Annotated in this window: 10 protein-coding genes; 6 read left to right on the forward strand and 4 right to left on the reverse strand. The window is 64.5% G+C overall.

The genetic code is table 11. From position 1 onward, the window contains the following. Nucleotides 1–16: 16 nt before the first annotated feature. The 4 genes from QAZ47_RS16065 to QAZ47_RS16080 all read right to left on the reverse strand — a co-directional run bounded on the left by QAZ47_RS16065 (nt 17) and on the right by QAZ47_RS16080 (nt 9,958). Complete coding sequence (locus QAZ47_RS16065; protein WP_278230002.1) at nt 17–1,045, reverse strand: sulfate ABC transporter substrate-binding protein; 1,029 nt, start codon at nt 1,043–1,045, stop codon at nt 17–19. 199 nt (nt 1,046–1,244) lie between these two features. Continuing rightward, nucleotides 1,245–1,952, reverse strand: coding sequence for a M15 family metallopeptidase (locus QAZ47_RS16070; RefSeq protein WP_278230003.1), 708 nt, complete (start codon nt 1,950–1,952; stop codon nt 1,245–1,247). A gap of 229 nt (nt 1,953–2,181) precedes the next feature. Then, entirely contained in the window at nt 2,182–4,272 is a 2,091-nt protein-coding gene (pbpC, locus tag QAZ47_RS16075) for a penicillin-binding protein 1C (RefSeq protein ID WP_278230004.1), read from the reverse strand. A 205-nt stretch (nt 4,273–4,477) separates the two neighbouring features. After that, entirely contained in the window at nt 4,478–9,958 is a 5,481-nt protein-coding gene (locus tag QAZ47_RS16080) for an alpha-2-macroglobulin family protein (RefSeq protein WP_278230005.1), read from the reverse strand. A 279-nt stretch (nt 9,959–10,237) separates the two neighbouring features. Between QAZ47_RS16080 and QAZ47_RS16085 the strand changes: the two genes are divergently transcribed. The 6 genes from QAZ47_RS16085 to QAZ47_RS16110 all read left to right on the forward strand — a co-directional run bounded on the left by QAZ47_RS16085 (nt 10,238) and on the right by QAZ47_RS16110 (nt 24,848). Beyond that, nucleotides 10,238–12,166, forward strand: coding sequence for an autotransporter assembly complex family protein (locus tag QAZ47_RS16085; protein ID WP_278230006.1), 1,929 nt, complete (start codon nt 10,238–10,240; stop codon nt 12,164–12,166). A 2-nt stretch (nt 12,167–12,168) separates the two neighbouring features. Beyond that, nucleotides 12,169–18,222: a translocation/assembly module TamB domain-containing protein gene (locus QAZ47_RS16090; RefSeq protein ID WP_278230007.1), complete on the forward strand. Its 6,054-nt coding sequence runs from the start codon at nt 12,169–12,171 to the stop codon at nt 18,220–18,222. A gap of 275 nt (nt 18,223–18,497) precedes the next feature. Beyond that, nucleotides 18,498–20,156, forward strand: coding sequence for an ABC transporter substrate-binding protein (locus tag QAZ47_RS16095; RefSeq protein WP_278201723.1), 1,659 nt, complete (start codon nt 18,498–18,500; stop codon nt 20,154–20,156). A 148-nt stretch (nt 20,157–20,304) separates the two neighbouring features. Next, the gene (locus tag QAZ47_RS16100) at nt 20,305–21,339 is read left to right on the forward strand and encodes an ABC transporter permease (RefSeq protein ID WP_278201724.1); all 1,035 of its coding nucleotides are present in this window, start codon (nt 20,305–20,307) and stop codon (nt 21,337–21,339) included. A 13-nt stretch (nt 21,340–21,352) separates the two neighbouring features. Further along, complete coding sequence (locus QAZ47_RS16105; protein ID WP_278201725.1) at nt 21,353–22,510, forward strand: ABC transporter permease; 1,158 nt, start codon at nt 21,353–21,355, stop codon at nt 22,508–22,510. A 127-nt stretch (nt 22,511–22,637) separates the two neighbouring features. Further along, nucleotides 22,638–24,848 carry an ABC transporter ATP-binding protein gene (locus QAZ47_RS16110; RefSeq protein ID WP_278201726.1) on the forward strand — a complete coding sequence of 737 codons (2,211 nt, stop codon included), beginning with the start codon at nt 22,638–22,640 and terminating at the stop codon, nt 24,846–24,848. Nucleotides 24,849–24,883 lie beyond the last annotated feature (35 nt).

Consider the following 24,883-nt stretch of genomic DNA (forward strand, 5'->3'; position numbering starts at 1 on the left):
CGCCGGCCGTCTGGTCTTACTGGGCCGGCTTGTAGATCTGGTCGAATATACCACCGTCGCCAAAATGGTAAGGCTGCGCTTTCTTCCAGCCGCCGAATTGCGGGTCGTCGATGGTGACAAGCTTGATTGCCGGCAGCTTGGCAAGGTCCTCGGCCGGCACCAGGTCGGGCTTGGCCGGACGATAGTGGTTCTTGGCGATCAAGGTCTGGCCTTCCTTGGAGTAGAGCCAGCCGAGGTAAGCTTCGGCGACCTTGCGCGTGCCCTTGGCGTCGACATTGGCATCGACCACGGCGACAGGCGGCTCGGCCAGGATCGAGGTCGGCGGATAGACGATTTCGAAATTGTCGGCGCCGAATTCGTCGAGCGCGAGATAGGCTTCGTTCTCCCAGGCGATCAGCACATCGCCCAGCCCCTTCTGTGCGAAGGTCACCGTCGAGCCACGGGCACCAGTGTCGAGCACCGGGACGTTCGCATAGAGCTTGCCGACGAATTCCTTGGTCTTGGCTTCGTCGTTGCCGTCATTGGCGTTGGCATAGGCCCAGGCGGCAAGATAGTTCCAGCGCGCACCGCCGGAAGTCTTCGGGTTGGGCGTGATCACCTGGACGCCGTCCTTCACCAGATCGTTCCAGTCGTGGATGCCCTTGGGATTGCCCTTGCGCACCAGGAAGATGATGGTCGAAGTGTAGGGCGCGGAATTATTCTCGAATTTTTTGCGCCAGTCCGGATTGATCTTCTTCGTCTTGGAGACGATGGCGTTGATGTCGCCTTCGAGCGCCAGCGTCACGACATCGGCGTCGAGGCCGTCGATCACGGCGCGGGCCTGCGCGCCCGATCCGCCATGCGATTGCTGGATGGTGACGGTTTCGCCGGTTTCCGCCTTCCAGTGCGCGGCGAAGGCCTCGTCATAGGCCTTGTAGAGTTCACGTGTCGGATCGTAGGACACGTTGAGAATAGTCGTATCGGCAAACGCGAAACCGAGCGTGCCGAACTGGACAGATGTGGCGACCAGCGCGCCGAGCAGTTTCCTGAAATGAGGGTTGGTCATTTCCGCCTCCGTTGAACTGCTGCGAACTCTAGCGAGTTTATAGAAATTAGATGCATTGAATGTTGCCTTTTTCGCCGCCTTGCAGAAATTTCTCGCCGAGCGGCGGCCAATCGAGGAAATAACTTCCTCTATTGGCGGGCGTGGTTCATCGTCAGCGGGCCTAATTAGAAGCGCTGGCGTCTACGACAAGTCCCGCGGCCTAGTTGGCGGTCACGGGAAAATCGAAGCGGCGTTTTGGAAATGGTTCGCCGACAAGCGTGAAATGCCACCATTCGCGCGCATAGTTGCGGAAGCCGGCGGCGCGCATGGCTTCAAGAAGCATCTTGCGGTTGGCCGCCGCCTCGGCGGCGAGAGGACGGTGGGCCGTCTCGCTCGCCGGATCGAAACAGTCGAACCCGGTGCCGAAGTCGAGCGTGCCGATATCGGCTGCGCCGCAAGCGGGGTGAATGGTGCTTTTCTTGTCCATAGCGGCGATGGCGAGGTCGACGGTCGAGCCGCGCGAATGGCTGGAGAACTCGCCGACATAACCCTTGGCGATGAGATCGCCACGCTCGACCGTCGGATACCATTGCGGGTCAGGCGGGCCGCCCTGTTTTGTCCATTCGCGCAGGTCGGCGACGGCGCGCGCCGGGCGGTAGCAGTCGAAGACGACCAGCGTCAGGCCTGTTTCGGTCATGGCTTTCTGCACGCTGGACAGCGCCTTCGCCGCCTGCGCGGTCAGGATGCAGACCGGGGCATCGTAGCCGTCGGCCTTGCGGTGCAGGAAGTTTTCCAGGCCGGCATAGCGGATGTCCTGGCGGATGCTCGGATCGACATCGGCGAGCCTGACGAAGCCCGCGGGCAGAGGAGCGGTGTGGGCTGGGGCGGTGACGGTCAGGATAGCCAGCGTTGCGAGAAATGGTCCCAATAAACGCCGCCGCGAGGCACCCCCCTCTGCCCTGCCGGGCATCTCCCCCGCAAGGGGGGAGATTGGCAACTTCGGCGCTGCACCCCTCTTTCCAGCGTTGAGAGTTGGCGAAAAGCGCGAAGCGAATAATCTCCCCCCTTGCGGGGGAGATGGCCGGCAGGCCAGAGGGGGGTGCCTCGCGCCGAACAATCGGCCGAGAATCGCAACCCGCCGAATCGCTTGCAACCTTCTATTCAACGAAAACCTTCACGCTGGCCGCGCGGCCGGCGGCGTCGATCACTGTCAGCGTCGAGTAGCCGGTGCCGTCGGGCTGCCAGGTCGCGGTGCGGCGGCGATCTATGCCGGCAAGCGGCTTGCCGTTGGCGAGCCAGCGGAACGGCGCGCGGCCGCCCTGCAGCTTCAGCACCAGCGGCGTGGCGTCTGCCGAGTTGGCGCCGAGATCGACGCGGGCGCCGTCCGGCGGGAAGATGATGGTGGGTGCCGGCTCGGTCGGCGTTGCCTGCACCAGCCCGTCCGACCCGGCGCCGAAGCGGGCGAGCGTCACCGGCAATTCCTCGCGCTTGGGATTGAAGACGCCCGGCGGCCGGCCTGGCAGCGGCACGCCGGCGAGACCGGAGCGGACGAAGCCCTCGAACAGGATCGGCGCCGCCGAGACGTAGCCCGACAGGCCAGGGATCGGGCTGGCGTCGGCGCGGCCGACCCACACACCCAGCACGTAGCGGCCGTCGAAGCCGACCGACCAGGCATCGCGATAGCCGTAGGAGGTGCCGGTCTTGTAGGCGATGCCGCGCTGCATGGCGCCTTCGGGCGGCTTCACACCGGACAGGATGTCGTCGATCTGCCAGGCGGACTGGTCGTCGAGGATGGTGGCGGTGGTGCGCTCGGCATCGGCCGGTTCGGTGCCGTCATGCAGCGTGTGCATCTTGCCGCCATTGGCGAGGCCCGTATAGAGCTGCACCAGGTCGCGTAATGTCACGCCAGCGCCGCCGAGCCCGATCGCCAAGCCAGGCGCCTCGTTGAGCGGCAGGACCAGGTTGACGCCCGCCTGGCGGAAACGCGCGGTCAGCCTTGCCGGGCCGACCGCATCGAGCACCCGGATCGCCGGCACGTTGAGCGAAAGCTGCAGCGCCTGGCGGATCGAGACATCGCCCTGGTAGCCCATGTCGAAATTCTTCGGCCGATAGCCGCCGAAATCGGCCGGGCTGTCCTCGATGATAGTCTCCTGCGCCACCAGGCCTTGCTCGAAGGCGAGCCCGTAGATGAAGGGCTTCAGTGTCGAACCGGGTGAACGCACCACCTTGGTCATGTCGATCCAGCCGGAACGGCTGGCGTCGAAGAAATCGGCGGAGCCGACCTCGCCCAGAATGTCGCCGGTGCGGGCATCGGCCATCACCATCGCGATGGAAAGCTTGGGCCCGAGCTTTCTGGCGGCCTCCCTTGCCACCTGCTCGAGCCCTTGCTGGACGCTTCTGCGGATGGTGAGCTGCAGCGGCTTGCCGGGTTCCGCCTTGGGCAGCATGGCATAGGAGGCATGCGCGGCCAGCGCCGGCAGTTTTCGGCGCAGGCCGGACACGTCATCGAGCGCCGCACGCGCGGCCTCTCTTTCGTTGAGCAGGCCGGCGGAAACCATGCGGATCAGCACACGGTCGCGTGCTGCATGGGCGATGTCGAGGTTGCGGTCGGGCCGGCGTTTTTCGGGCAGTTGCGGCAGTGCGACGATGAGGGCGGATTCCGAAACGGTCAGCCGCTTCGGCTCCTTGCCGAAATAGGCGAGCGAGGCGGCGCGCACGCCTTCGAGATTGCCGCCATAGGGCGCCAGCGTCAGATAGCGTTCGAGGATCTCTTGCTTGGAAAGCCTCTGCTCGATCTGGATGGCGCGCAGGATCTGCTTGAGCTTGGAGCCGAGGCTGCGGCTGTCGCGCGGCTCGATCAGACGGGCAAGCTGCATCGACAGGGTCGAGCCGCCCGAGACGATACGGCCGCTGGTGACGAACTGGCCGGCGGCGCGGCAGAGCGCCAGAACGTCGACGCCACGGTGATCCCAGAAGCGCTTGTCCTCATAGGCGACCAGCATGTCGACGAACTTTCGGTCGACCTGGTCGAGCCTAGTTTCGAGCCGCCAGTAGCCGTCCGGCGTGGCAAAGGCGCGCAAGAGCTGGCCGTCGCGGTCCTGTACCTCGGTCGAGACCGTCAAGGTCGCCGGCAGCGGCGGCGGAAAGGCGCGGTCGAGCTCCCAGAGGGCGGCTGCGGCGATTGCTGCAAACCCAGCAAATGAAGCTGCGGCGATGCCTGCTCGACGGAGAAATTTCTTGGAGAGCATGGCGCTGCCCCTCAACCGCCTGCCGGCACCTTCTCCCCGTATAGTGACGGGGAGAAGGGGGCTATCTGCGACGTCGGCTTCGGTCTTGCGACTTTGGCGATTGGCGAAAGCCTCGACGCAAGCCCCTTTCTCCCCGTCACTATACGGGGAGAAATGTCCGGCAGGACAATGAGGGGCAGCGCCATCGCTATGTCTGTCAAGGCGCTTACTCCGCCTTGACCTCCATCATGCCGGAGGCAGTGCGGGCCGAGTATTGCGGCCGGTACATGTCCTCCACCGTCGCCGCCGGATGAGCGTAGGTGCCCGGCGTCACGGCGCGCACGACATAGGCCAGCGTGATGTTGCGGTCGCCGTCGCCTTCGTTGGGGTTGAAGGCGGCGACGAAACGGTCGTCGCGGAACTCCAGATGCGCGGCGTCGGTCTGCGCCAGCCAGGAGAAGTTCGACAATTGCGCGCTGGAAACCAGGCTCGGGTTGTCGATCTCGAAGCCGGCCGGCAACAGGTCGGTCACCAGAACGCGCGAGGGCCAGTTGTTCTGCTCATAGACCTTGAGCACGACCACATAGCGCTCGTTCTGCTTGGCTTCGGTGACGTTGGCCTCGGTGCCGTCGAGCTTGTAGTAGGTGCGATCGACGGTGAAGCCGTCGCCGCCGGCCGGCAGCGGTTCCACCGGTGCCGCCACCGCGGTTACCACCGCCTGCAGCGGCGTCGCGCCGGTGTTGGCGATGGTGAGCGGGCTGCCCTCCAGATCGCTGCCGGAGATACGGTCGGAATAGCCGCCGGAATGCGGCGCGCCGTTGATGGAAAGCGTGATGGAATCATTGCCTTCCTTCAGCGCCCGGGCGGCAAGCAGCATCCAGGCCTCGTCCTGCGTGCTCGTCCAACGGGCATCGGCGCGTTCCCTGGCGACCAGCCTGATCAGCTGCGGCACGATGCTCGGCAAGGGCTTCGATTCCGCCGCCAGCGCCAGCATCGCCGCACCATCGCGGAGCGGCGAACCGTAGTCGGAGCGATAATAGTCGTACTCGGTGCTGGCCTGCGCCAGCCGCAGCGCCGTCTGGAACGTCGCCTCCGAACGCTGCGTGTCGCCGTAGAGTGCGAGGCTGGCCGCGAGCTGGGCGACGGCCATCGGGCTGGAGAAGGCTTCAAGCTGCGTGTCGGCATAATAGCGCAGGTCGCCGATCGAGGCCTTCTTGTTGCGGGCGAGCACATAGAGCGCATAGGCGATCTCGCTGCCGCGATCCTGGACGTCCTGGTCGTAGCCGAGCGAGTTCTGCAGGTTGTTCAACGCCTGGTTCATCGCCTGGGCCGGCACGTCGTATTTCTGCTCGCGCGCCCGGGTCAGGAATTCACTGACATAGGCGTCGAGCCAGAGATCGCCGGAGCCCGGACCCCAGAGGCCGAAGCTGCCGCTCGACGCCTGGTAGCTCAGCACCTTGTAGACGGCGTCCTGGATGCGGCCGTGCAGTTCGGGATCGCTCTCCATGCCGATGCTTTTAGCCATGTCGTTAACATAGAGCAGCGGCATGGCGCGGCTGGTGGTCTGCTCGGCGCAGCCATAAGGATAGTGGTCGAGGCTCATCAACAGCGAGGGCACGTCGAAGGCGGCGGCTTGCGAAACGCCGACGCTGACCGAGGCGCCGTCGAGCACGCTGGCCGCGAGCAGCTCCTTGTCGACGCGCAGCGAACCGCCTTTGGGCTTCAGGTCGACCACCATGCGATTGGTGACCGGGAGCTGGGCCGGACGCACCGGCAGGTAGAGCGTCTGCTCGACCTCGGCGCCGCTGTCATGGGCGAGCTTGACGGTGATCGAGGCGTCACCCGCCGTCCGCGCGATCAGCGGGATTGAGAGCGACTGCCGCTTGCCTTGGGCGAGCGTGAGCTTCTCGGGCAAGGGCTTGTCGCCGGTCGAGAGATCGCCGGTCGTGGTGACCGACAGCTTGTAGTCGCCGACGGGACCGTCGGTGTCGGCGATGTCGAGGCGCATGGTCGCGGCATCGCCGGGTGCCAGGAAGCGCGGCAGGCCGGCGGTGATCACCACCGGATCGCGCACGATGACGTCCGTCTGAGCATGGCCGACGGCTTCCTTGGTCCAGGCGACCGCCATGACCCGCACGGTGCCGTTGAACTGCGGGATGTCGAAGTCGACCCGCGCCTTGCCGTTGGCGTCGAGTTGCACGGGGCCGGAAAAGAAAGCGACCAGCTTCTCGGTCGGCGGGCTGCCTTGCGACTGCATGTTGGCGCCGTCGCCGCCGGTCCGCAATTTGCCGGTGGTGCCGAGCGAGCCGTCGATAAGATGGCCATAAAGGTCGCGGATCTCGAGACCCAGCATGCGCTGGCCGAAGAACCAGTCTTCCGGATCGGGCGCCTTGTAGTTGGTCAGGTTGAGGATGCCGACATCGACGGCCGCGACCATCACATAGGCATTGCTGCCGGGTTGCGCGCCATTGACGGCGACCGGGATCGACAGCTGCTGGCGCGGCGCGGTCTTTTCAGGCGGCGTCAGCGTGACAGCAAGCTTCTTCGAACCGGGATCGACGGTCAGCCACTTGACGCCGATGGCGCGCGCCGGCATGCGCGATTGCTCGGCATCGCCGGGCCGGAACAAAGTCGCCGTGACATAGGCGCCGGCGCCCCAGTCGTCGCCGACCGGGATGTCGACGGTGCTGCCGCCGGCCGGCACCGACGCGGTGACGGTCTTCAAAAGCTTCTCGGCACCGAGGGTGACGAGCAGTTCGCCGGCGAAATGCGGCGAAACCTTCAGCTTGGCGACCTCGCCCGCGGCGTAAGTGTCCTTGTCGAGGGCGATCTCCAGGCCGTCCGGAGTCTCGGTGGTGGTCGAGGCGACATACCAGCCGGCGTCGAACTCATAGCTGGTCGCCGGGCCCTCCGGGTCGGCCGTCTCGACCTCCAGCCGGTAGCGCCCCCAGTCGACGGGCAGCGACACGGTCGCCTCGCCGTCGGCGTTCAGGTCGATCTGGCCGTTGGCGACGGCCTTGGTAAGGTTGACCGCTTCATAATTCCAGGAATTGTTGGAGCGATACCATTGGTAATTGCGCTCGACCTTGACCAGCGACCACTGGGCGCCCTTCAGCTCCTCGCGCTTGCCGTTCGGATCGACCGCGATGATGCTGAACTTCGCGGTTCCGCCTTGCGGCACCTCATCGCCTTCGAAGTCCGGACGGATACCGATCATCTCCTTTTCCGGATGAACGGCGATGTCGAGCGAGCGCTCGACGGCACGGCCGCCGGCTTCGCGCATGCGCACGGTCACCTTGGCGTTGATCAGCTTGGTGGTGGACGGCAATTGGTCGATCGAGACCGGGAAGGTCGCCTTGCCGTCGTCGCCGACGACGGGAAGATTGGCGAGCGGCGTCACCGTGGGTTCGGCCGACTGCTCGTCGGCGAGGCCGAAGGTGAAGTCCTCGAACCGGTCCCAGCTGTCTGTGGTCGACAGGGTCATCTCGCCTTCGAGCGCGAGGCCGGCGGCGGGCGCGCCATAGAGGAAGCGGCCGTCGACGCTGACATTGGCTGTCTCGCCCTGAGCGATCTCCTTCTTGTCGGCGGTCAGGTCGAACTCGATGCGATCCGGCACGAAGTCCTCGACCAGGAACATCTGGCTCGCCACGGGCGACTGCTTGGGATCGGTGTAGATCGATACCGTCCAGGTGCCGCGCATGGCGTTCGGCTCTAGCGGCAGGTCGACGGCATGGCCGCCGGCGGAGACGCCATCGCTGACGATGCGGCGGTTCTCGACGCCATCGGGACGGGTGAAGATGAAGGTGAGCGGCAGGTTCTCGACCGCCTTGGCGGCGCCGTCGCGGGCGAGCGCCGCGACATGGACGTCCTCGCCGGCACGGTAGATGCCGCGCTCGGTCCAGGCATAGACGTCGAGCGCGCCGGGCGCGGCACGCCCGGCAACGCCGCGATCCGACAGATCGAAGCCGGCGCGGCCCATGTCGAGGAAGACGAAGTCGTTGTCGCCCTGCTTGGCCATCAGCACGGCCGGCACCATGCCGCCTTCGCCGCGGGTGAGGCCCGGGTTGAACACGGCGTGGCCTTCGGCGTCGGAAGTCGCGGTGCCGAGAATCTCGTTGTTCTTGGCAAGCAGCGTCAGTTCGGCGCCGGCGATCGGCTTGGCGGAGCCGAGCGAGCGGGCAAAGACATTGAGGCCGTCCTGGCCGGTAAAGGTGGACAGACCGATGTCGGAAACGACGAACCACTGGGTGGCGCGCGACCCATACTCGTCGCTCTTGTCGTCGACCGGCTGGGCTGTCAGCACATAGACGCCGGGCTTACGCTGCGGGATCGCCTCGTCGACCGGGAAGGAGGTGGTGACCTCCTTGTTGAGGTCGTTGGCGATATCGAGCGTGCCTTCCCAGACGGGCTCGCCCATCTGGTCGGAAATGGTGGAAATGTCATAACCGTCGAGCTGATGCAGGAACTGATAGCCGGACAGTAGCTGCGCCAGCGACCGGTCGCCGATGCGATAGAGCTTCATCTTGGCGGCGTTCATGTTGACGGTGACGACCGGGATGCCGCGGCGGGCGCCGGCCGGCAGCACGAAGCTGTCGCCGGTGAAGCGGGCGGACGGGGCGCGGTCCTGGACATAGATCGATAGCACGACCGGGGCGGCGATCGTCTCGCCGATCGCGGCCGGCAGGCCAGCGCGGAAGGTCACGTCATAATGCTGGCCGTGTTCCAGCCCTTCGACACAGATCTGCTTGTCCTTGGCCTCGACGGCTTTTGGGGCGGCGTTATCGACGGTGATGAACTGCGAATAGTCGACGCCGGTCTTGACCAGTTGCTCGGAGAACTGCGCGCAGATGCGCGGTGAAGAGGAATCGGCGTCGACGGAATGGTCGATGACGCGGAAACCCTTGCGCGCCTTGAGGTCGGCATAGTCGGCCTGGACGGCTGGCGAGTTCACCAGCGCGAGGCTCGCCTCATAGGCCTGGATCGCCGGCCGGAAGAGGTCGCGCTTGTCGAGGCCGGCGGCCAGCAGCGCCAAGGCCTCGGCTCGGGTCTTTGCCGTGCGCACCAGCTTATAGGCGTTGAAGGCGGCCGAGGTGATGTTTGCCGGCAAGGTTGAGGGTTCGGAGGTGTTGGCAGCCGGCTGCACGCCGAGCGTCTCGCGCGCCAGCGCCAGCCAGAGCGCGCCGTCGTCCGGCAGGACGGAAAGGGCCGCCTGGTATTTCTGCATGGCCAGACGATGGTCGCCGGTCAGCGCCGCCTGCTCGGCCGCGGCCTGGAGCGCCGCCAGGCCCTCGGTCGGCTTGTCATAGGCCGGGTCGGTCAGCTTGTTGCGGAACTGCTGCGCCTGGTCGGCCATCCAGCTGGGGAAGAAGGCGAGCGCCGGCGGGGCGCCGATATCGGGATCGCCGTCGACATTGGCAATCTTGCCGGCGACGGCGCCGCTGAACGGTTTGAGCTGGTTATAGTCGGATTTGAGAAAGCACCATTTGGCCTTGGTGTTGTAGGTGAAGGCGCGGCAGGCAGGGTCGCCGAGGCATGTGGTCTTGCATTGATCGAGGCTGACATTCTGGTCGGACCTGAGGTCGAAACCGAAATAGTCGGAATTGTCGGTCGTCACGATTCGCCTGGCTTCGGCCGCAAGTGCTGCACCACTCAAGGCGAAAAAGAGAAGGAGAAGGATAGAGAGACCACGAGCCGCGCGCATTGCCACATCACCCTCCAGACATTGCCAGCGTCCGGGCATGATCAAGCATCAAACGGGCTTGTCAACGCCGGAACGCGGCAGGTTTTTTCCACCTGCCAACGGTTTCCATGCCGGCCAAAGGCCGGTATTTCGACAGAACCTCTATGAGAAGGATCACACTTTCTTGCGAAGATGCAAAAGGTGTGAATTCCAAGCCCGGTCTATTTAAGACAATTGGATTATGGCCCCTTTACGAGCGTTTCAGAACTTCATTCCAATTTTAGATTTGTCGACTAGGTTGTCTTAATGCCGGCGCATGAAACGCAGATGTCAGGAGGGATCGCGCCAGGGCGCGGGCTTCCGCGCGTCCTGCTTTCGGCGCTTGTCTGCTCGGCCATCCTCGCCGGTGAAGCACGGACGGCGGCCGCTTTCGAGATTTTCGGCATCAAGCTCTGGGGTTCGTCCAAGGACGAGGATGCCGATATCGTCGATCCTCTGCGCTATTCGGTGACGATCGATGCACCGGATGCCGACAAGGACCTGGCCGAGAGGCTGGAGAATGCCTCGGCGCTCAAAAGCGACGAGGAGCATCCGGTATCAGGGTCGCTCGGCCTGATGGCCAAGGCGCGCAGCGACCGGGAACAGCTCGTTGCCGCCCTTTACGCCGACGCCCGCTACGAAGGCGTGGTCACGATCACCATCCAGGGCAAGCCGTTAGACGAACTACCGCCGGATGCCGAGTTCAAGGGACCGCAGCCCATTCCGGTGGTCGTCAGCGTTGCGGCTGGTCCCAAATTCACGCTGGGCGACATCAGGCTGAAAGGCGACGCGGCGGGCCTGGCGAGCGCCGATTTCGGCCTGATCGCAGGCGGCGATGCAGGATCGGGCGCAGTGCTCAAGGCTGAAGCGGCGATCGTACGCGCCTTGAAGGAAGAGGGCAGGCCGCTCGCCAAGGTGACGGATCGCGAGATCGTCGCCGATCACGCCACCTCGACGCTCGACGTCACGCTGACGGTGGCGGCCGGCCCAGTTGCCGGCTATGGCGACACGACGGTCGAGGGCACGGAGAAGGTCGATCGCGACTTCACCGAATACATGACCGGGCTGAAGCGGGGTCAGCAATATTCGCCGCAAGAGATTGACGATGCCCGCGATCGCCTGCTCGGGCTCGAGGTCTTCAACAGCGTGACCATCAAGGAAGGCGACAGCCTCGACGCCCAAGGCAATATTCCGATGGACGTCCAGGTCAGCGAGCGCAAGCCCCGCTTTTTCGGCATCGGCGGCACGTTTTCGAATACGGAAGGGCTGGGACTGGAAGGCTATTGGGGCCACCGCAACCTGTTCGGCCAGGCAGAGAAGCTGCGTATCGACGGCTCCATCAGCGGCATCGGCAGCAACAGCCTTTCCGCGCTCAACTACAATGCCGGCATCATGTTCGAGAAGCCGGGCGTGCTCGGGCCGACATCGAAGTTCTTCACCGGCATCAAGACGGTATTCGAGCACCCCGACGCCTACGACCATTTCTCGGTCAAGGGCGACGTGGGCGTCTCCTACGACCTCGACAAGAGGCAGCGGGTCTCCGCCGAATTCGATCTCGACTATTCGCGGATCACCGACGCGTTCGGCAAGCACACCTATCTGATCGCCAGCGTTCCGCTGCAATATGTCTATGACAGCCGCGACGACAAGCTCAACCCGACCAGGGGGTTTCGGGCGCTCGCCTATGCCGAGCCGAGCTACGACATCCTGAACGGCGCGACCTTCCTCAAGCTGAAGGGCGAAGGCTCAGCTTACCAGTCGCTCGATACGGCGAGCAAATTCGTACTCGCCGAGCGCGCCGTCCTAGGCTCGATCGTCGGCACCGGCCTGCAGAACGTGCCCGCCGACCGGCGCTTCTATTCCGGCGGCGGCGGTTCGGTGCGCGGCTATGCCTATCAGGGCATCGGCCCGAAGGACATCGACGGCCAGCCGATCGGCGGCCTGTCTTTCTTCGAGACCTCGGTCGAGATGCGCATAGCGATCACCGACACGATCGGCATCGTGCCTTTCGTCGACGCCGGCACGGTGTCGACGAAATCCTTCCCCGATTTCGCGGACGTCAAGGTCGGCGCCGGCGTCGGCCTGCGCTATCTCACGCCGTTCGGGCCGCTGCGCGTCGATGCGGCCGTGCCGCTCAACCGCGATCCGAGCGATCCGCATTTCGGCATTTATGCCGGCATCGGTCAGGCGTTCTGATCATGAGGATATTCTGGCGCATACTCAGCATCTGCCTCTACGCGCTGCTCCTGCTGCTGGTGGTGGCGATCGGCGCGCTCGTCGTTCTGACCGGGACCGAAGGCGGCCGGCAAAATCTCGCCGGCATGATTTCGAAAATGGCCTCGACCGAGGACCGCAAGGTCACCGTCAGCGGCATCGAAGGCATATGGTCCGGTGCGTTGCGGGTCGATCACGTCGTGCTGGAGGATCGCGTCGGACCCTGGCTGGTGGCGCGCAAGGTGGCGCTCGACTGGTCGCCGACGGCGCTCTTGTCACGCAATTTCAACGCCGATCGGATCGCCGCCGAGCGCATCGAGCTGGCGCGGCTGCCGCAAGCCAGCCAGCAGCCTTCGCAGGGCGGTTCGAGCAGCCTGCCGGTTTCGGTCGATGTCAAGCAGATCGACTTGCCGGAGATCGCGCTCGGGCAGCAGCTTGCCGGCAGCGGCATTGCCGAACTTGCCGCCAAGGGTTCGCTGAAAGCCGACCCATCGCCGTTGGCGATCGAGACGGTGCTCAACGTCGCCCGCCACGACGGTAAGCAAGGCAATGTCGACGCCAAGGTCCATTTCGCGCCGGCCGACAACAAGCTCGACCTCGATCTCAAGGCGTCGGAGCCGGCGGGCGGGATCATCGCCAACCTGCTCAAGCTGCCCGATGCGCCACCCGTCGACATCGTCGTTTCCGGTACCGGGCCGCTCGCCAATTGGAGCGGCATCGGCACTTTCGTCGTCGACCGCCAGATCATCACCCAGCTCACCGGGCGCCATCAGCTCAGCGACAAGGGCCACTATATCGAAGCCAAGGGCGACGGCGAATTCGAGCGCTTCCTGCCGGATAAGTTCAAGTCGCTGTTCGCAGGCAAGACGAGCTTCGACATCGCCGGCACGGCGACCACGGCCGGTGGGGTCGATATCGAGCGCGCCACTATAGAGAGCGACACCGTGCATGGCACGGCGACCGGCAATGTCGACCCGAAAGGCACCAGCGACCTTGCCGTCGAGCTTTCAGCCAAGGGCAAGCCAGTCACCATCGATGTCGGCAGCAGCGCCGTGCCGATCCTGATCGCGGTCCAGAAGGCGACCGCACGTGCCTTTGGCGACGGCAAGACTCCGATGGTCGATATCGGCACCGCGCTGGCCTCGATCGCTGTCGGCGGCACGCAGCTCAACAATGTGACGGGAGAGATCCATTCCGATGGCTTCGATGTCGAGACGCTTGGCGGTCCGGTCAGCGTCAAGCTCGCCGCCGCCGGCCTGAAAACCGACGTGGCGACGCTGGCGCCGCTGGTGACGGGCAAGCTCGCCGCCGATCTTTCAGGCACGGTCAGCCGCGATAACGTGACCATCGACAAGGGCACGTTGCGCAGCGATGCGCTCAATGCGGCGCTGACGGCCGGTGTCTCGCTCGCCGATCTGTCGATGACGCTGAAGATGAACGCCGACGCCGTATCGACGGCGCTGCCGCCACAAATCAGCTCGCTGCTTGGCGAGCGGGTGAAATTCTCGGCTACCGCGACCCGCGATCCGCAAGGCGCGTTCGCGGCCAATTCGCTGGAGATTACCTCCGGCTCGCTCAGCGCCAGCGGCACCGGCAGCATGCAAGGCTCGGACATTCAGGCCAACGTCAAGGGCGCGCTGGGCGACGTCTCGCCGCTATCGTCGCTTGCCGGCACGCCGCTCGCCGGCGGGATCAATTTCGCGCTGACCGCGAGCGGGCCGCGCTGGGCGCCGGACTTTTCGATTTCAGCCGACAGCGCCAGCCTGACGGCGGCTGGCCGGACGGTGAAGGACATCAAGCTCTCCACGAACGGCAAGGCCGACATCGCCAACCCTTCGGCCGATGTTTCGCTGACGGGCAGCGTGGAGGAGCAGCCGCTCGACATCAGCGCCTCGCTGGTGACCGCCGACGGCAAGCGCTCGATCAGGGGGCTCAGCCTGTCGCTCGGCGACAACAAGGTTTCGGGCGATCTCGCGCTCGACGATCAGTATCTGCCGCTCGGCACGCTGACGCTTGCGGTTCCCGACATCGGGCCGCTGGCGGCTCTCGGCGGGCAATCGGCGACCGGCGATATCAACGGCACGATCGCCTTCGCCAAGGATGGCGGGGCTCCGACCGTCACCGTCAACGCGGCAAGCACCTCGATCGCGCGCGGCGACCTGGCGGCAAAGACCATCACCGTCAACGCGCTGATCGCCAACTATCTCAAGGGACCGGCGATCGCGGGCACGGTCAAGGCCGACAGCGTGACTTCCGGGAGCACGGTGATCAGCGGCATCGGCATCGATCTGAAGCGCGACGGCGATTGGACCAACTTTGCCGGCGGCGCGACGGCGTCGGGCATTCCGGCCACCGCCACCGGCCGCGTGAAGATCGCAGGCGGCAAGACCAGCGTCGAGATCGCGTCCGGCGAAGCGACCGCACGCGGCATCAAGGCGGCGATCGCCGAGCCGTCGAGCCTTTCGATCGCCAACGGCGTCACCACCGTCGAGAAGCTAGCGCTCAATCTCGGCGGCGGCACGGCGACCGTTTCAGGCAGTGCTGGCCAGATCCTCGACCTGACCGCCAATTTGGCCAATCTGCCGGCGGCGCTCGCCAATGATTTCGTGCCTGGTCTCGATGCGGCCGGAACGCTGGAAGGCACGGCGCATGTCACGGGTCCGTCGGCCAACCCCGATGTCCGGTTCAATGCCAAGCTCGCCGGCGCGGAGACCGCCCAGACCCGACAGATCGGGCTTGGGCCGCTCGATCTCGACGCCGCCGGCAGCGTCTCGACGTCGGGCGGCCTCGTCGTCGACCAAGCGACGCTTTCCGGCGACAAGATCTCGGGCAGGGCCGCCGGCACCATCAATCCGAACGGCGCCAGCGATTTCTCGCTCGACCTCAACTCGAACGGCCCGAGCCTGCCGCTCAAATTCGGCACCGCCGCAAGCCCCGTCGACCTGGAATTGCAGACCGTTTCGGTGAAAGCCGCGGGGCAAGGCGCGACGCCGCGCCTCGATATCTCGGCCACACTGCCCTCCGCTACGGCCAACCACATCAAGGTGGAGGGCTTGGCGCTGGCGCTGCATTCCGACGGGTTCGACGTCAAGAGCCGGACGGGCCCCGCCTCCGGTATGATCGCGGCCGACAAGATCGATCTCGACAATCCGACGGTTGCGCCGCTGGTTGCCGGCAAGGTCACGGCGAAAATCGCCGGCAGCCTTGCTCCCGACGCGATCACCATCAATAGCGGCTCGGCGACCAGCGGCGCGGTCGACGGCGCCTTCAATGGCAGAGTGTCGTTTGCCGACGGCTCCGTCGACTTCACCGTCAAGGCGGACGTGCTCTCGGCCGCCTTGCCGGCGGCGGTGCGCGGTGTTCTCGCCGAGCGCACGCAACTGAGCGCCACAACGCAACGCGACGCCAAGGGCAATGTCAACGTCGGCCCGGTCAAAGTAGCTTCCGGCGCGTTCACCGCCGACGGGCAGGCGAGCATCGCCGACAACACGCTGAGCGCCGCCATCAAGGGCGCGCTGGCGGACATTTCGCTGCTGTCGAAGGACGCCAAGGGCGCCATCACCTTCGCGCTCAATGCGCAGGGCGCGCCTACGGCACCGGACCTGTCATTGACGGTGAACAGCGACCGGCTTTCGGTGGCGTCGCGCGATATCACCGGGCTGAAGCTGATCGCGACCGGCAAGGCCGATGCCGCCAGTCCGGCGGCCAATGTGCAACTGACCGGCAATGTCGCCGGGCAGCCGCTGCAGGGCAGCGCGGTGCTTGCCACCACCAACGGCAAGAGCGCGATCAACGGGCTTCTGCTGTCGCTGGGATCAAGCAAGATCTCCGGCGATCTGGCGCTCGACCAGGCTTTCGTGCCGGTGGGCACCGTGTCGCTCGACCTGCCCGACATCGGACCGCTGGCGGCGCTGGCACTGGAAAAGGCGGAAGGCGACGTACGCGGCACGATCGCCTTCGCGAAAACCGACAACGGACCGAATGTCACCGTCAAGGCGACCACGGCGGCGATCAAGCGCGGCGACCTCTCGGCCAAGAACGTCGCCATCGATGCCCAGATCGCAAACTATCTCGCGGCGCCCGTCATCTCCGGCACGATCCGCGCCGAGAGAGTGATCTCGGGCGGCACCGCCGTCACCGGCATCGACGTCGACTTGAAGCGCGACGGCGACTGGACAGGCTTCTCCGGAGGCGCCACCGTGAAGAATATTCCGGCGAAGGCGGCCGGCCGGGTGAAAATGGCGAACGGCACGACGACCATCGAGCTCGCGTCGGGCCAGGCGACGGTGCAAGGCATCAAGGCCGCGATCGCGCAGGCCTCGACGGTGACCATCGCCAACGGCGCGACGACGCTCGACCGGCTGGTGCTCAATCTCGGCGGCGGCACGGCAACGGTGACGGGCAAGGTCGCGCAGACGCTCGACATCAACGCCAATCTGGCCAGGGTGCCGGTCTCGCTCGCCAACAGTTTTTCGCCCGGCCTCGATGCGGCGGGCTCGATCTCGGGCACGGTTAAGGTGTCCGGCGCGCCGGCCACGCCGGCGGTCGCCTTCAAGGTCGACGCTTCGGGTGTGCAGACCTCGCAGACGCGCGGCGCCGGACTCGGCGGCATCAACGTCTCGTCGTCCGGAACCTTTGCCGGCAACAAGCTCGCTTTCGACGCCAACATCAGCGACAGCGCTGGCCTTGGCCTCAAGGGCGGCGGCACGGTGACGACAGCAGGTGGGCCTACATTGGCGCTCGACTTCAACGGCAAGGTGCCGTTTTCCTTCCTTGCCGCCAAGCTTGCGGCGCAAGGCCTGGCGCTCAATGGCACCGCCAATGTCGACGTGCAGGTGCGCGGTCCCGCATCGTCGCCGGTGATCAGCGGCAAAGTCACGACATCCGGCGCACGCCTTATCGACGCGCGTTCCGGGCTCGCGGTCAACGACATCGCGGCCGACGTCTCGATCGGCGGCGGCGTTGCCAGGATCAATCGCCTGACCGGTACTTTGTCGACGCGCGGCAGCCTTTCGGCCAGCGGCACAGTCGGCATTACCCCGGCGCAAGGCTTCCCGGCCGACCTGTCGATAAAACTTACCGATGGCCGCTATACCGACGGCAGGGTGGTGACCGCCAATCTCGGCGGCGACCTGACCATCAAGGGGCCGCTCGTTTCGGCGCCGGTGATCGCCGGCACCATCAATCTGGCGAGGACGGTCATCACCGTGCCGGAAAAGCTGCCGGGCTCGCTCTCGGCGCTCGACGTCAAGCACAAGAATGCGCCACGCGCGGTGCGGGCGCAGGACAGGGCGCTGAACCCGCCGACATCTAGCGGTAGCAGCAAGGGCGGCGGCGGTCTTGTTCTCGACGTCACAGTCAACGCGCCGAACCAGATCTTCATCCAGGGCAGGGGCGTCGATGCCGAGTTCGGCGGATCGCTCAAGCTGACCGGCCCGGCCTCGTCGCCGCAAGCCGTGGGCACCTTCACCCTGCAGCGCGGACGGCTGTCGATTCTTGCCAAGCGGCTGACCTTCACCGAAGGCACGGTCGGCTTCCAGGGTTCGCTGGTGCCTTATCTCAACCTGACGGCGACTACGACGACAAGCAGCGCCACCGTCACCATCGTCGTTTCGGGCGAAGCGACCAATCCGAAGTTCACTTTCTCCTCCGTGCCGGCGTTGCCCCAGGACGAGGTCCTGGCACAGCTCATCTTCGGTCAATCCATGTCCAAACTGTCACCGCTGCAGATTGCGCAACTGGCGCAAGCCGCCGCGCAGCTGGCAGGGGTCGGCGGCTCGACCTCACTGCTCGAGAACCTGCAAAGCGCCATCGGCGTCGACAATCTCGACGTGACGACGGACGAGAAAGGCGGCACCGCGGTTTCCGCCGGCAAGTACCTCAACGACCGCACCTATGTGACGATCCAGAAGGGCGACAAACCAGGCTCCGGCAAAGCAACGATCGACCTCAATGTCGGGCGTGGCGTGAAACTTCGCGGCGAGGCCAACGACGCGGGCGAAGCCAAGGGCGGCGTCTTCTACGAGCGCGAATATTGACGACGTGGCGCTCGCCTCGGCGGGCCTGAGGGGACTTTTGCCGTGCGCGCAAGGCCCTTATCCGCCTAAAATGTCTTGATTTAATCCGCTCGTCGATTTTTTCAGAAATGTGCGCTGCACTAACAAATTTGCGTCATGACTGTCGTTATCGCGCGAACCGGCCTCATTCCAAAGTTGCACATTCGCCACCATGTTCCCAGTCCACACCGTGTTTTGACATCACGGTCCGGATGCGGAATGTTAAAAGGCAGAAAGCCAAACAATGGGAGTTAGTCATGGCAATCTACAAAAGTAACGGTGACCGCGTTCCGGACCACATCCTGGCAATGGCCGAACAGGCCAAGTCGGGCGAGGTGGACCGCCGTGAATTCCTGGCCTTGGCCACCGTCTTCGGCGCATCGACGGCAATGGCCTACGGCATGCTCGGCCTCGCCGCTCCGACGCCGGCCAAGGCCGAGGACGTGCAAGGCAAGAAGGGCGGCGTGCTGAAGGTCGCCATGTCGGTCAAGGATCCGAAGGATCCGCGTACCGCGGATTGGTCAGAGATTGCCAACGCCGAGCGCCAGGCGCTCGAGCCGCTGGTTAAGTACACGAAAGAGTACACTTTCGCGCCGTACCTGCTGGCAAGCTGGGACATCAACGACGACGCCACCGAATACACGCTGCACGTGCGGCCGGGCGTCGAATGGAACAACGGCGACAAGTTCACCGCCGACGACGTCATCTACAATTTCACCCGCTGGGCCGACAAGGGAGCGGAAGGCAACTCGATGCCCGGCCGCCTCGGCAGCCTGGTCGACGACACCACCAAGAAGCTGCGTGAAGGCTCCGTCGTCAAGGTCGACGACATGACGGTCAAGCTCAAGCTGAGCAAGCCTGACATCGCCATCATCCCGAACCTGTGCGACTATCCGGCACTGGTCGTGCACAAAACCTTCGACGAGAAGGGCGCCAACTTCAAGAACTGCCCGATCGGCACCGGCCCGTTTGAGCTCGTCTCCTACGATGTCGGCCAGAAGGTGGTCTACAAGCGTCGCGAGACCGGCAAGTGGTGGCAGGGCGAGGCTTTCCTCGATGGCGTCGAGTTCATCGACTACGGCACCGATCCGGCGGCGACGGTTTCGGCCTTCGAGTCCGGCGAGGTCCAGACCAACCACGAAACGACCGCCGACTACATCAAGATCATCGCTGACGTCGGCGCGCCCGTATCGGAAGTGGTGACCGCCGCCACCGTGGTGTCGCGCTTCAACGTCACCCACAAGCCCTATGACAACCAGAAGGTTCGTCAGGCGATGTTGCTTGCCGTCGACAACGCCACCGTGCTGCAGCTCGGCTACGGCAATGCCGGCACGCCGGCCGAGAACCACCATGTGGCGCCGATCCATCCGGAGTATGTCAAGCTGCCGGAGGTCAAGCGCGATATCGCCAAGGCCAAGCAGATGCTGACGGAAGCCGGCGTGATGGATTTCGAGCACGAGCTGATCAGCAACGACGAGGACTACCACAAGAACACCACGGACGCGATCGCGGCGCAGCTGCGCGAGGCTGGCATCAAGGTGAAGCGCACCGTGCTGCCGAGCTCGACCTTCTGGAACGACTGGACGAAATATCCGTTCTCGGAAACCAACTGGAACATGCGTCCGCTGGGCATCCAGGTCATCGCCATCGCCTATCGCTCCGGCGAAGCGTGGAACGAGACGGCCTACGCCAATCCGGACTTCGACAAGAAGGTGAACGAGGCGCTCGGGATCGCCGATGCGGAGAAGCGCAAGACGGTGATGAAGGACATCGAGCAGACCCTGCAGGATTCCGGCATCATCATCCAGCCCTACTGGCGCAAGCTCTACATCAACATCAAGCCCGAGGTGAAGAACCACTCGATGCACCCCACCTACGAGCACGACTTCGGCAAGGTCTGGCTCGATCAGGCGTGATCCTTTGCGATGAATACGAGGGGCGCCAGCCCCTCGTATTTGCAGCTTCGTCGCCGTTGCGTATTGTGCAGCGGTGGCGGGGCCTCACAAGGTTTCCGACACAGGGTTGAACGTATCTGACCCCAACCCGGCCGGCAGGGGGGCACGCATGTTCTCATTCATCGCCAGACGCATCGGCACCATCCTGCTCACGATGCTATGCCTGACGCTGGTCGTCTTCTTCCTCGTCAATCTCGAACCCAATCTGAAGAAACTGGCGATCAGCCAGACCGAGATGCACACTTCGGCCGACCAGCTCGAAAGCTGGCTGGTCAACCATGGCTACCGGCAGAACTTCTTTGCGCGCTACGGCCAGTGGCTGGGCATCCTGCCGAAGCAGCCGATCACGGATCCGGCGACCGGAAAGATGATGCAACGCTTCACTTTCTGCAATGATCCGACCGTGCCGACATTTTCCGGTGTGCTCGAAGGCGATTTCGGCTGTTCGACCAAATTCAAGACGACGGTCGCGGCCAAGCTCTTCCCGGCGCTCGGCGCCACAGGCGTACTGATGTTCTGGGTGCTGGCGCTCATGGTGCCGGTTTCGCTGCTGATCGGCATCCTGGCGGGGATGCGCGAAGGCTCGCGCACCGACCGGACGTTGTCCGTCGCCTCGATCGCCTCGACGGCGACGCCCGAATATGTGTCGGGCGTCATCTTCACCGTCATCTTCGCGTCGTGGCTCGGCTGGCTGAACGGCTCGGCCGCCTCCGCCAGCCAAGGCATCACCTTCTACAATTTCACCCTGCCGGTGATCACGCTGGCGATCTACGGCACCGGCTATATCGCGCGCATGACGCGCGCCTCGATGGTCGAGGTGATGACGCAGCAATATATCCGCACCGCGCGCCTCAAAGGCCTGTCATTCGGGGGCGTGGTGGTCAAGCACGCGCTGCGCAACGCGCTGATTGCGCCCTTCACCGTCATCATGCTGCAGTTCCCGTGGCTGCTCACCGGCGTCGTCATCGTCGAGGTGATGTTCCGGTACCAGGGTTTCGGCTACACGCTGGTCGAGGCCGCGGGCAACAACGACATCGACCTTCTGCTCGGCTGCTCGCTGGTCTCGGTGTTCATCGTGCTGATCACGCAGCTCATCTCCGATGTCGGCTACGCGTTCCTCAATCCGCGCATCAGGGTTCAATAGGGGGACAGGGCGGATGCAAATCGAATATATCAGCGCCTTCGACGTCGTGGTCGGCGTGCTATGGCGCTTCTGGCCGGTGTGGGTCGCCCTCGTCGTGGTGATGGGTGTCAGCTTTGCCTACAAGAAGAAGCTCGGCCTCTACGGCCAGCTCTTCGACAGCGGCGTCGGCATAGCCGGCGTCGGCATCTGTCTGTTCTGGCTGTTCACGGCGATCTTCGCCTCGACCATCTCGCCCTTCGATCCGCTGGCGCAGGTGTCGATCATGAAGGACACGCTGCCCGGCGCGATCGAGCCGACGTCGAAGCTCATCTATTATTTCGGCGGCGACAAGCTTGCCCGCGACGTGTTCTCGCGCATGGTCTACGGCAGCCAGATCGTGCTGATCATCGCGCCGGCGGCGACCGGTTTCGCGCTGATGGTCGGCATCACGCTCGGCCTGCCGGCCGGCTATTACGGCGGCAAGATCGACACTATCCTGTCGTTCCTCGCCAATCTGGTGCTGGCCTTCCCGGTGATCCTTTTGTTCTACCTCCTGGTGACGCCAGGCATCATGGACACGCCGATCCCCTATGCGATGGCCGGACTGTTCTTCCTGTTTCCGATCATCTTCTTCTGCGTGCTGTTCTGGACCCGTTACAAGAACCGGCCGGACCGCCTCTACATCCTGCTCGGTGTCACGCTCGTCGTCGGCGGCTGGATCTATGCCGGCCTCGTCTTCGACAAGGACCCGCTGAAGATCGTCCACATCGATCCCAACCAGCTCAACATCTTCGTGGCGGTGGTGTTCGCTTCCAGCCCAGGCGTGTTCCGCATCGTGCGCGGGCTGACCATGGACATCAAGACGCGCGACTATGTGGCGGCGGCGCAGACGCGCGGTGAATCGCCCTGGTACATCATGCTGTGGGAAATCCTGCCCAACGCACGCGGACCGCTGATCGTCGATGCCTGCCTGCGTATCGGCTACACGACGATCCTGCTCGGCACGCTTGGCTATTTCGGCCTGGGCCTGGCGCCGGAAAGTCCCGACTGGGGAACCGCGATCAAGGATGCGAGCCGGCTGCTGCGCTCCTTCATCCATCCGGCGCTGCCGCCGACGATCGCGCTGATGTCGTTCGTGCTGGGGCTGAACCTTCTGGCGGACTCGCTGCGCGAACAGTCGATGAAGGATTGATGACGGGGCCTTAGGCCCTAGTTGCCCGGAGCATGATCCCGAACCGAAGGTCAGCGTAGCAAAAAGTGGTACTCTGGTTTTCGGACAAGATCATGCTCTAACAAAAGACCAAGGATTGGAGCGACCCATGAACGAGGCAGTTCGAGATCCGGCCAAGCCCTCCAACGGGCCAATCATCGAGATCGAGAACCTGTCGATCTCCTTCTTCACCCGCAAGGGCGAGATCCCGGCGGTGATGGACTTTTCCTGCACGGTCATGCCTGGCGAGGCGATGGGCATCGTCGGTGAATCCGGCTGCGGCAAGTCCACCGTGTCGCTCGGCATCATGCGGGACCTCTCCAACATCGGAAAGATCGTCGGCGGACGGATCAAGTTCCAGGGCAGGGACATGGGCGAAATGTCCGAGGAGGAGCTTCGCGCCATCCGCGGCAACAAGATCGCCATGATCTACCAGGAGCCGATGGCGAGCCTCAATCCGGCAATGAAGATCGGCCAGCAATTGATGGAAGTGCCGCTGATCCACGACAAGGTCTCGAAGGACGAGGCCTACAAAAGAGCGCTCGACATGGTGCGCGCGGTGAAGCTGCCGGACCCCGAGCGCATGATGCGCTCCTATCCGCACCAGCTTTCCGGCGGCCAGCAGCAGCGCATCGTCATCGCCATGGCGCTCTTGTCGAAGCCGGCGCTGCTTTTGCTCGACGAGCCGACGACGGCGCTCGACGTCACAGTCGAGGCCGGCATCGTGGAATTGGTCAAGGGGCTCGGCGAGAAGTTCGGCACCTCGATGATCTTCGTGTCGCACAATCTCGGCCTCATCCTCGAGACCTGCGACAAGATTACGGTGATGTATTCGGGCGAGGCGGTCGAGACCGGCAAGATCGAGGACGTCTTCGACCGGATGCGCCACCCCTATACGCAAGGGCTGTTCCGCTCGATCCCGCTGCCAGGCGCCGACAAGAATTCGCGGCCGCTGATCTCCATTCCCGGGCAGTTGCCGCTGCCGCATGAGCGGCCCATGGGCTGCAATTTCGGCCCCCGCTGCCACCATTTCGTCGAGGGCGTCTGCAACGCCGCCGAAATCCCGATGGTTCCGGTCGAAGGGCATGAAGGCCATTTCTCGCGCTGCGTGCGCTTCAACGAGATCGACTGGGAGGCGCTGCCGCCTGGCGCCAAGAAAGTCAATGAAAAGGTCGAGCCCGGCGCGCCGGTGCTCAAGATCGACGACCTCAAGAAATACTACAAGGTCGGCGGCAGCGAGGTGTTCGGCTCCAGCGAAGGCCGCGTCGTCAAGGCCAACGAGACGATTTCGTTCACCGCGCGCGAATCCGAGACGGTCGCAATCGTCGGCGAGTCCGGCTGCGGGAAGTCGACGCTCGCCAAGGTGCTTCTGGGGCTCGAGACCGCGAGCTCGGGCACGGTGACGCTGGGCAACAAGGAGATCCAGTCGACCGGCATCGAGAGCCGCAATGTCGAGACCGTGTCTTCGATCCAGATGGTATTCCAGAACCCGTTCGACACGCTGAACCCCAGCCATACGGTCGGCTCGCAGATCATCCGCACGCTGGAGAAGTTCAATGTCGGCAAGACGGTCGCCGAGCGGCGCAAGCGCATGCTGGAACTGCTCGACCTGGTGAAGCTGCCGCGGGCCTTCGAGACCCGCAAGCCGCGCCAGCTCTCAGGCGGCCAGAAGCAGCGCATCGGCGTGGCGCGCGCCTTCGCCGGCGACGCCAAGGTGGTGGTGGCCGACGAGCCGGTCTCGGCGCTCGACGTCTCGGTGCAGGCGGCGGTGACCGAGCTTTTGATGGACATCCAGCGCAAGAACAAGACGACGATGCTGTTCATCAGCCACGACCTGTCGGTGGTGCGCTATATCGCCGACCGCGTCGTGGTCATGTATCTCGGCTACATCGTCGAACAGGGCACGACGGATCAGATATTTTCGCCGCCCTACCATCCCTATACCGAAGCGCTGCTCTCGGCGATCCCGATCGCCGACACCAGCGTGGTCAAGAAGCACATCGTGCTCGAAGGCGACATCCCGTCGGCAATGAACCCGCCGACCGGCTGTCCGTTCCAGACACGCTGCGGCTACAAGAAGCTGGTGCCGGACAATCTGTGCGAGACCAAGGTACCGCCGATAAAGAATCTCGGCGACGGCCATATGAGCCTGTGCTGGCTGGCCGACGATGTGCTGGCCAAGATGGAGCCGGTCATCAAATTCGACAAGGAGCACGCCGCGCATGAGGGCGTGCCGGATGACGCGCCGCACGGCGCTGGTCCGGGCTTTGCCGGTACACCTCCGAAGCGTCCGCGCGGAAAGAAGCCGAAGCCGAACTAATTTAAGGGCGTGGCGCCGACATCAGTTCCGCGCCA

This window comes from Mesorhizobium sp. WSM4904 (genome assembly GCF_029674545.1).
Taxonomy (GTDB): domain Bacteria; phylum Pseudomonadota; class Alphaproteobacteria; order Rhizobiales; family Rhizobiaceae; genus Mesorhizobium.

Excerpts from the sequence above, each read along its gene's own strand:
- QAZ47_RS16065 (WP_278230002.1), bottom strand. The coding sequence starts at position 1,045 with ATGACCAACCCTCATTTCAGGAAACTGCTCGGCGCGCTGGTCGCCACA.
- pbpC (WP_278230004.1), bottom strand. The coding sequence starts at position 4,272 with ATGCTCTCCAAGAAATTTCTCCGTCGAGCAGGCATCGCCGCAGCTTCA.
- QAZ47_RS16085 (WP_278230006.1), top strand. The coding sequence starts at position 10,238 with ATGCCGGCGCATGAAACGCAGATGTCAGGAGGGATCGCGCCAGGGCGC.
- QAZ47_RS16090 (WP_278230007.1), top strand. The coding sequence starts at position 12,169 with ATGAGGATATTCTGGCGCATACTCAGCATCTGCCTCTACGCGCTGCTC.
- QAZ47_RS16095 (WP_278201723.1), top strand. The coding sequence starts at position 18,498 with ATGGCAATCTACAAAAGTAACGGTGACCGCGTTCCGGACCACATCCTG.
- QAZ47_RS16100 (WP_278201724.1), top strand. The coding sequence starts at position 20,305 with ATGTTCTCATTCATCGCCAGACGCATCGGCACCATCCTGCTCACGATG.
- QAZ47_RS16105 (WP_278201725.1), top strand. The coding sequence starts at position 21,353 with ATGCAAATCGAATATATCAGCGCCTTCGACGTCGTGGTCGGCGTGCTA.
- QAZ47_RS16110 (WP_278201726.1), top strand. The coding sequence starts at position 22,638 with ATGAACGAGGCAGTTCGAGATCCGGCCAAGCCCTCCAACGGGCCAATC.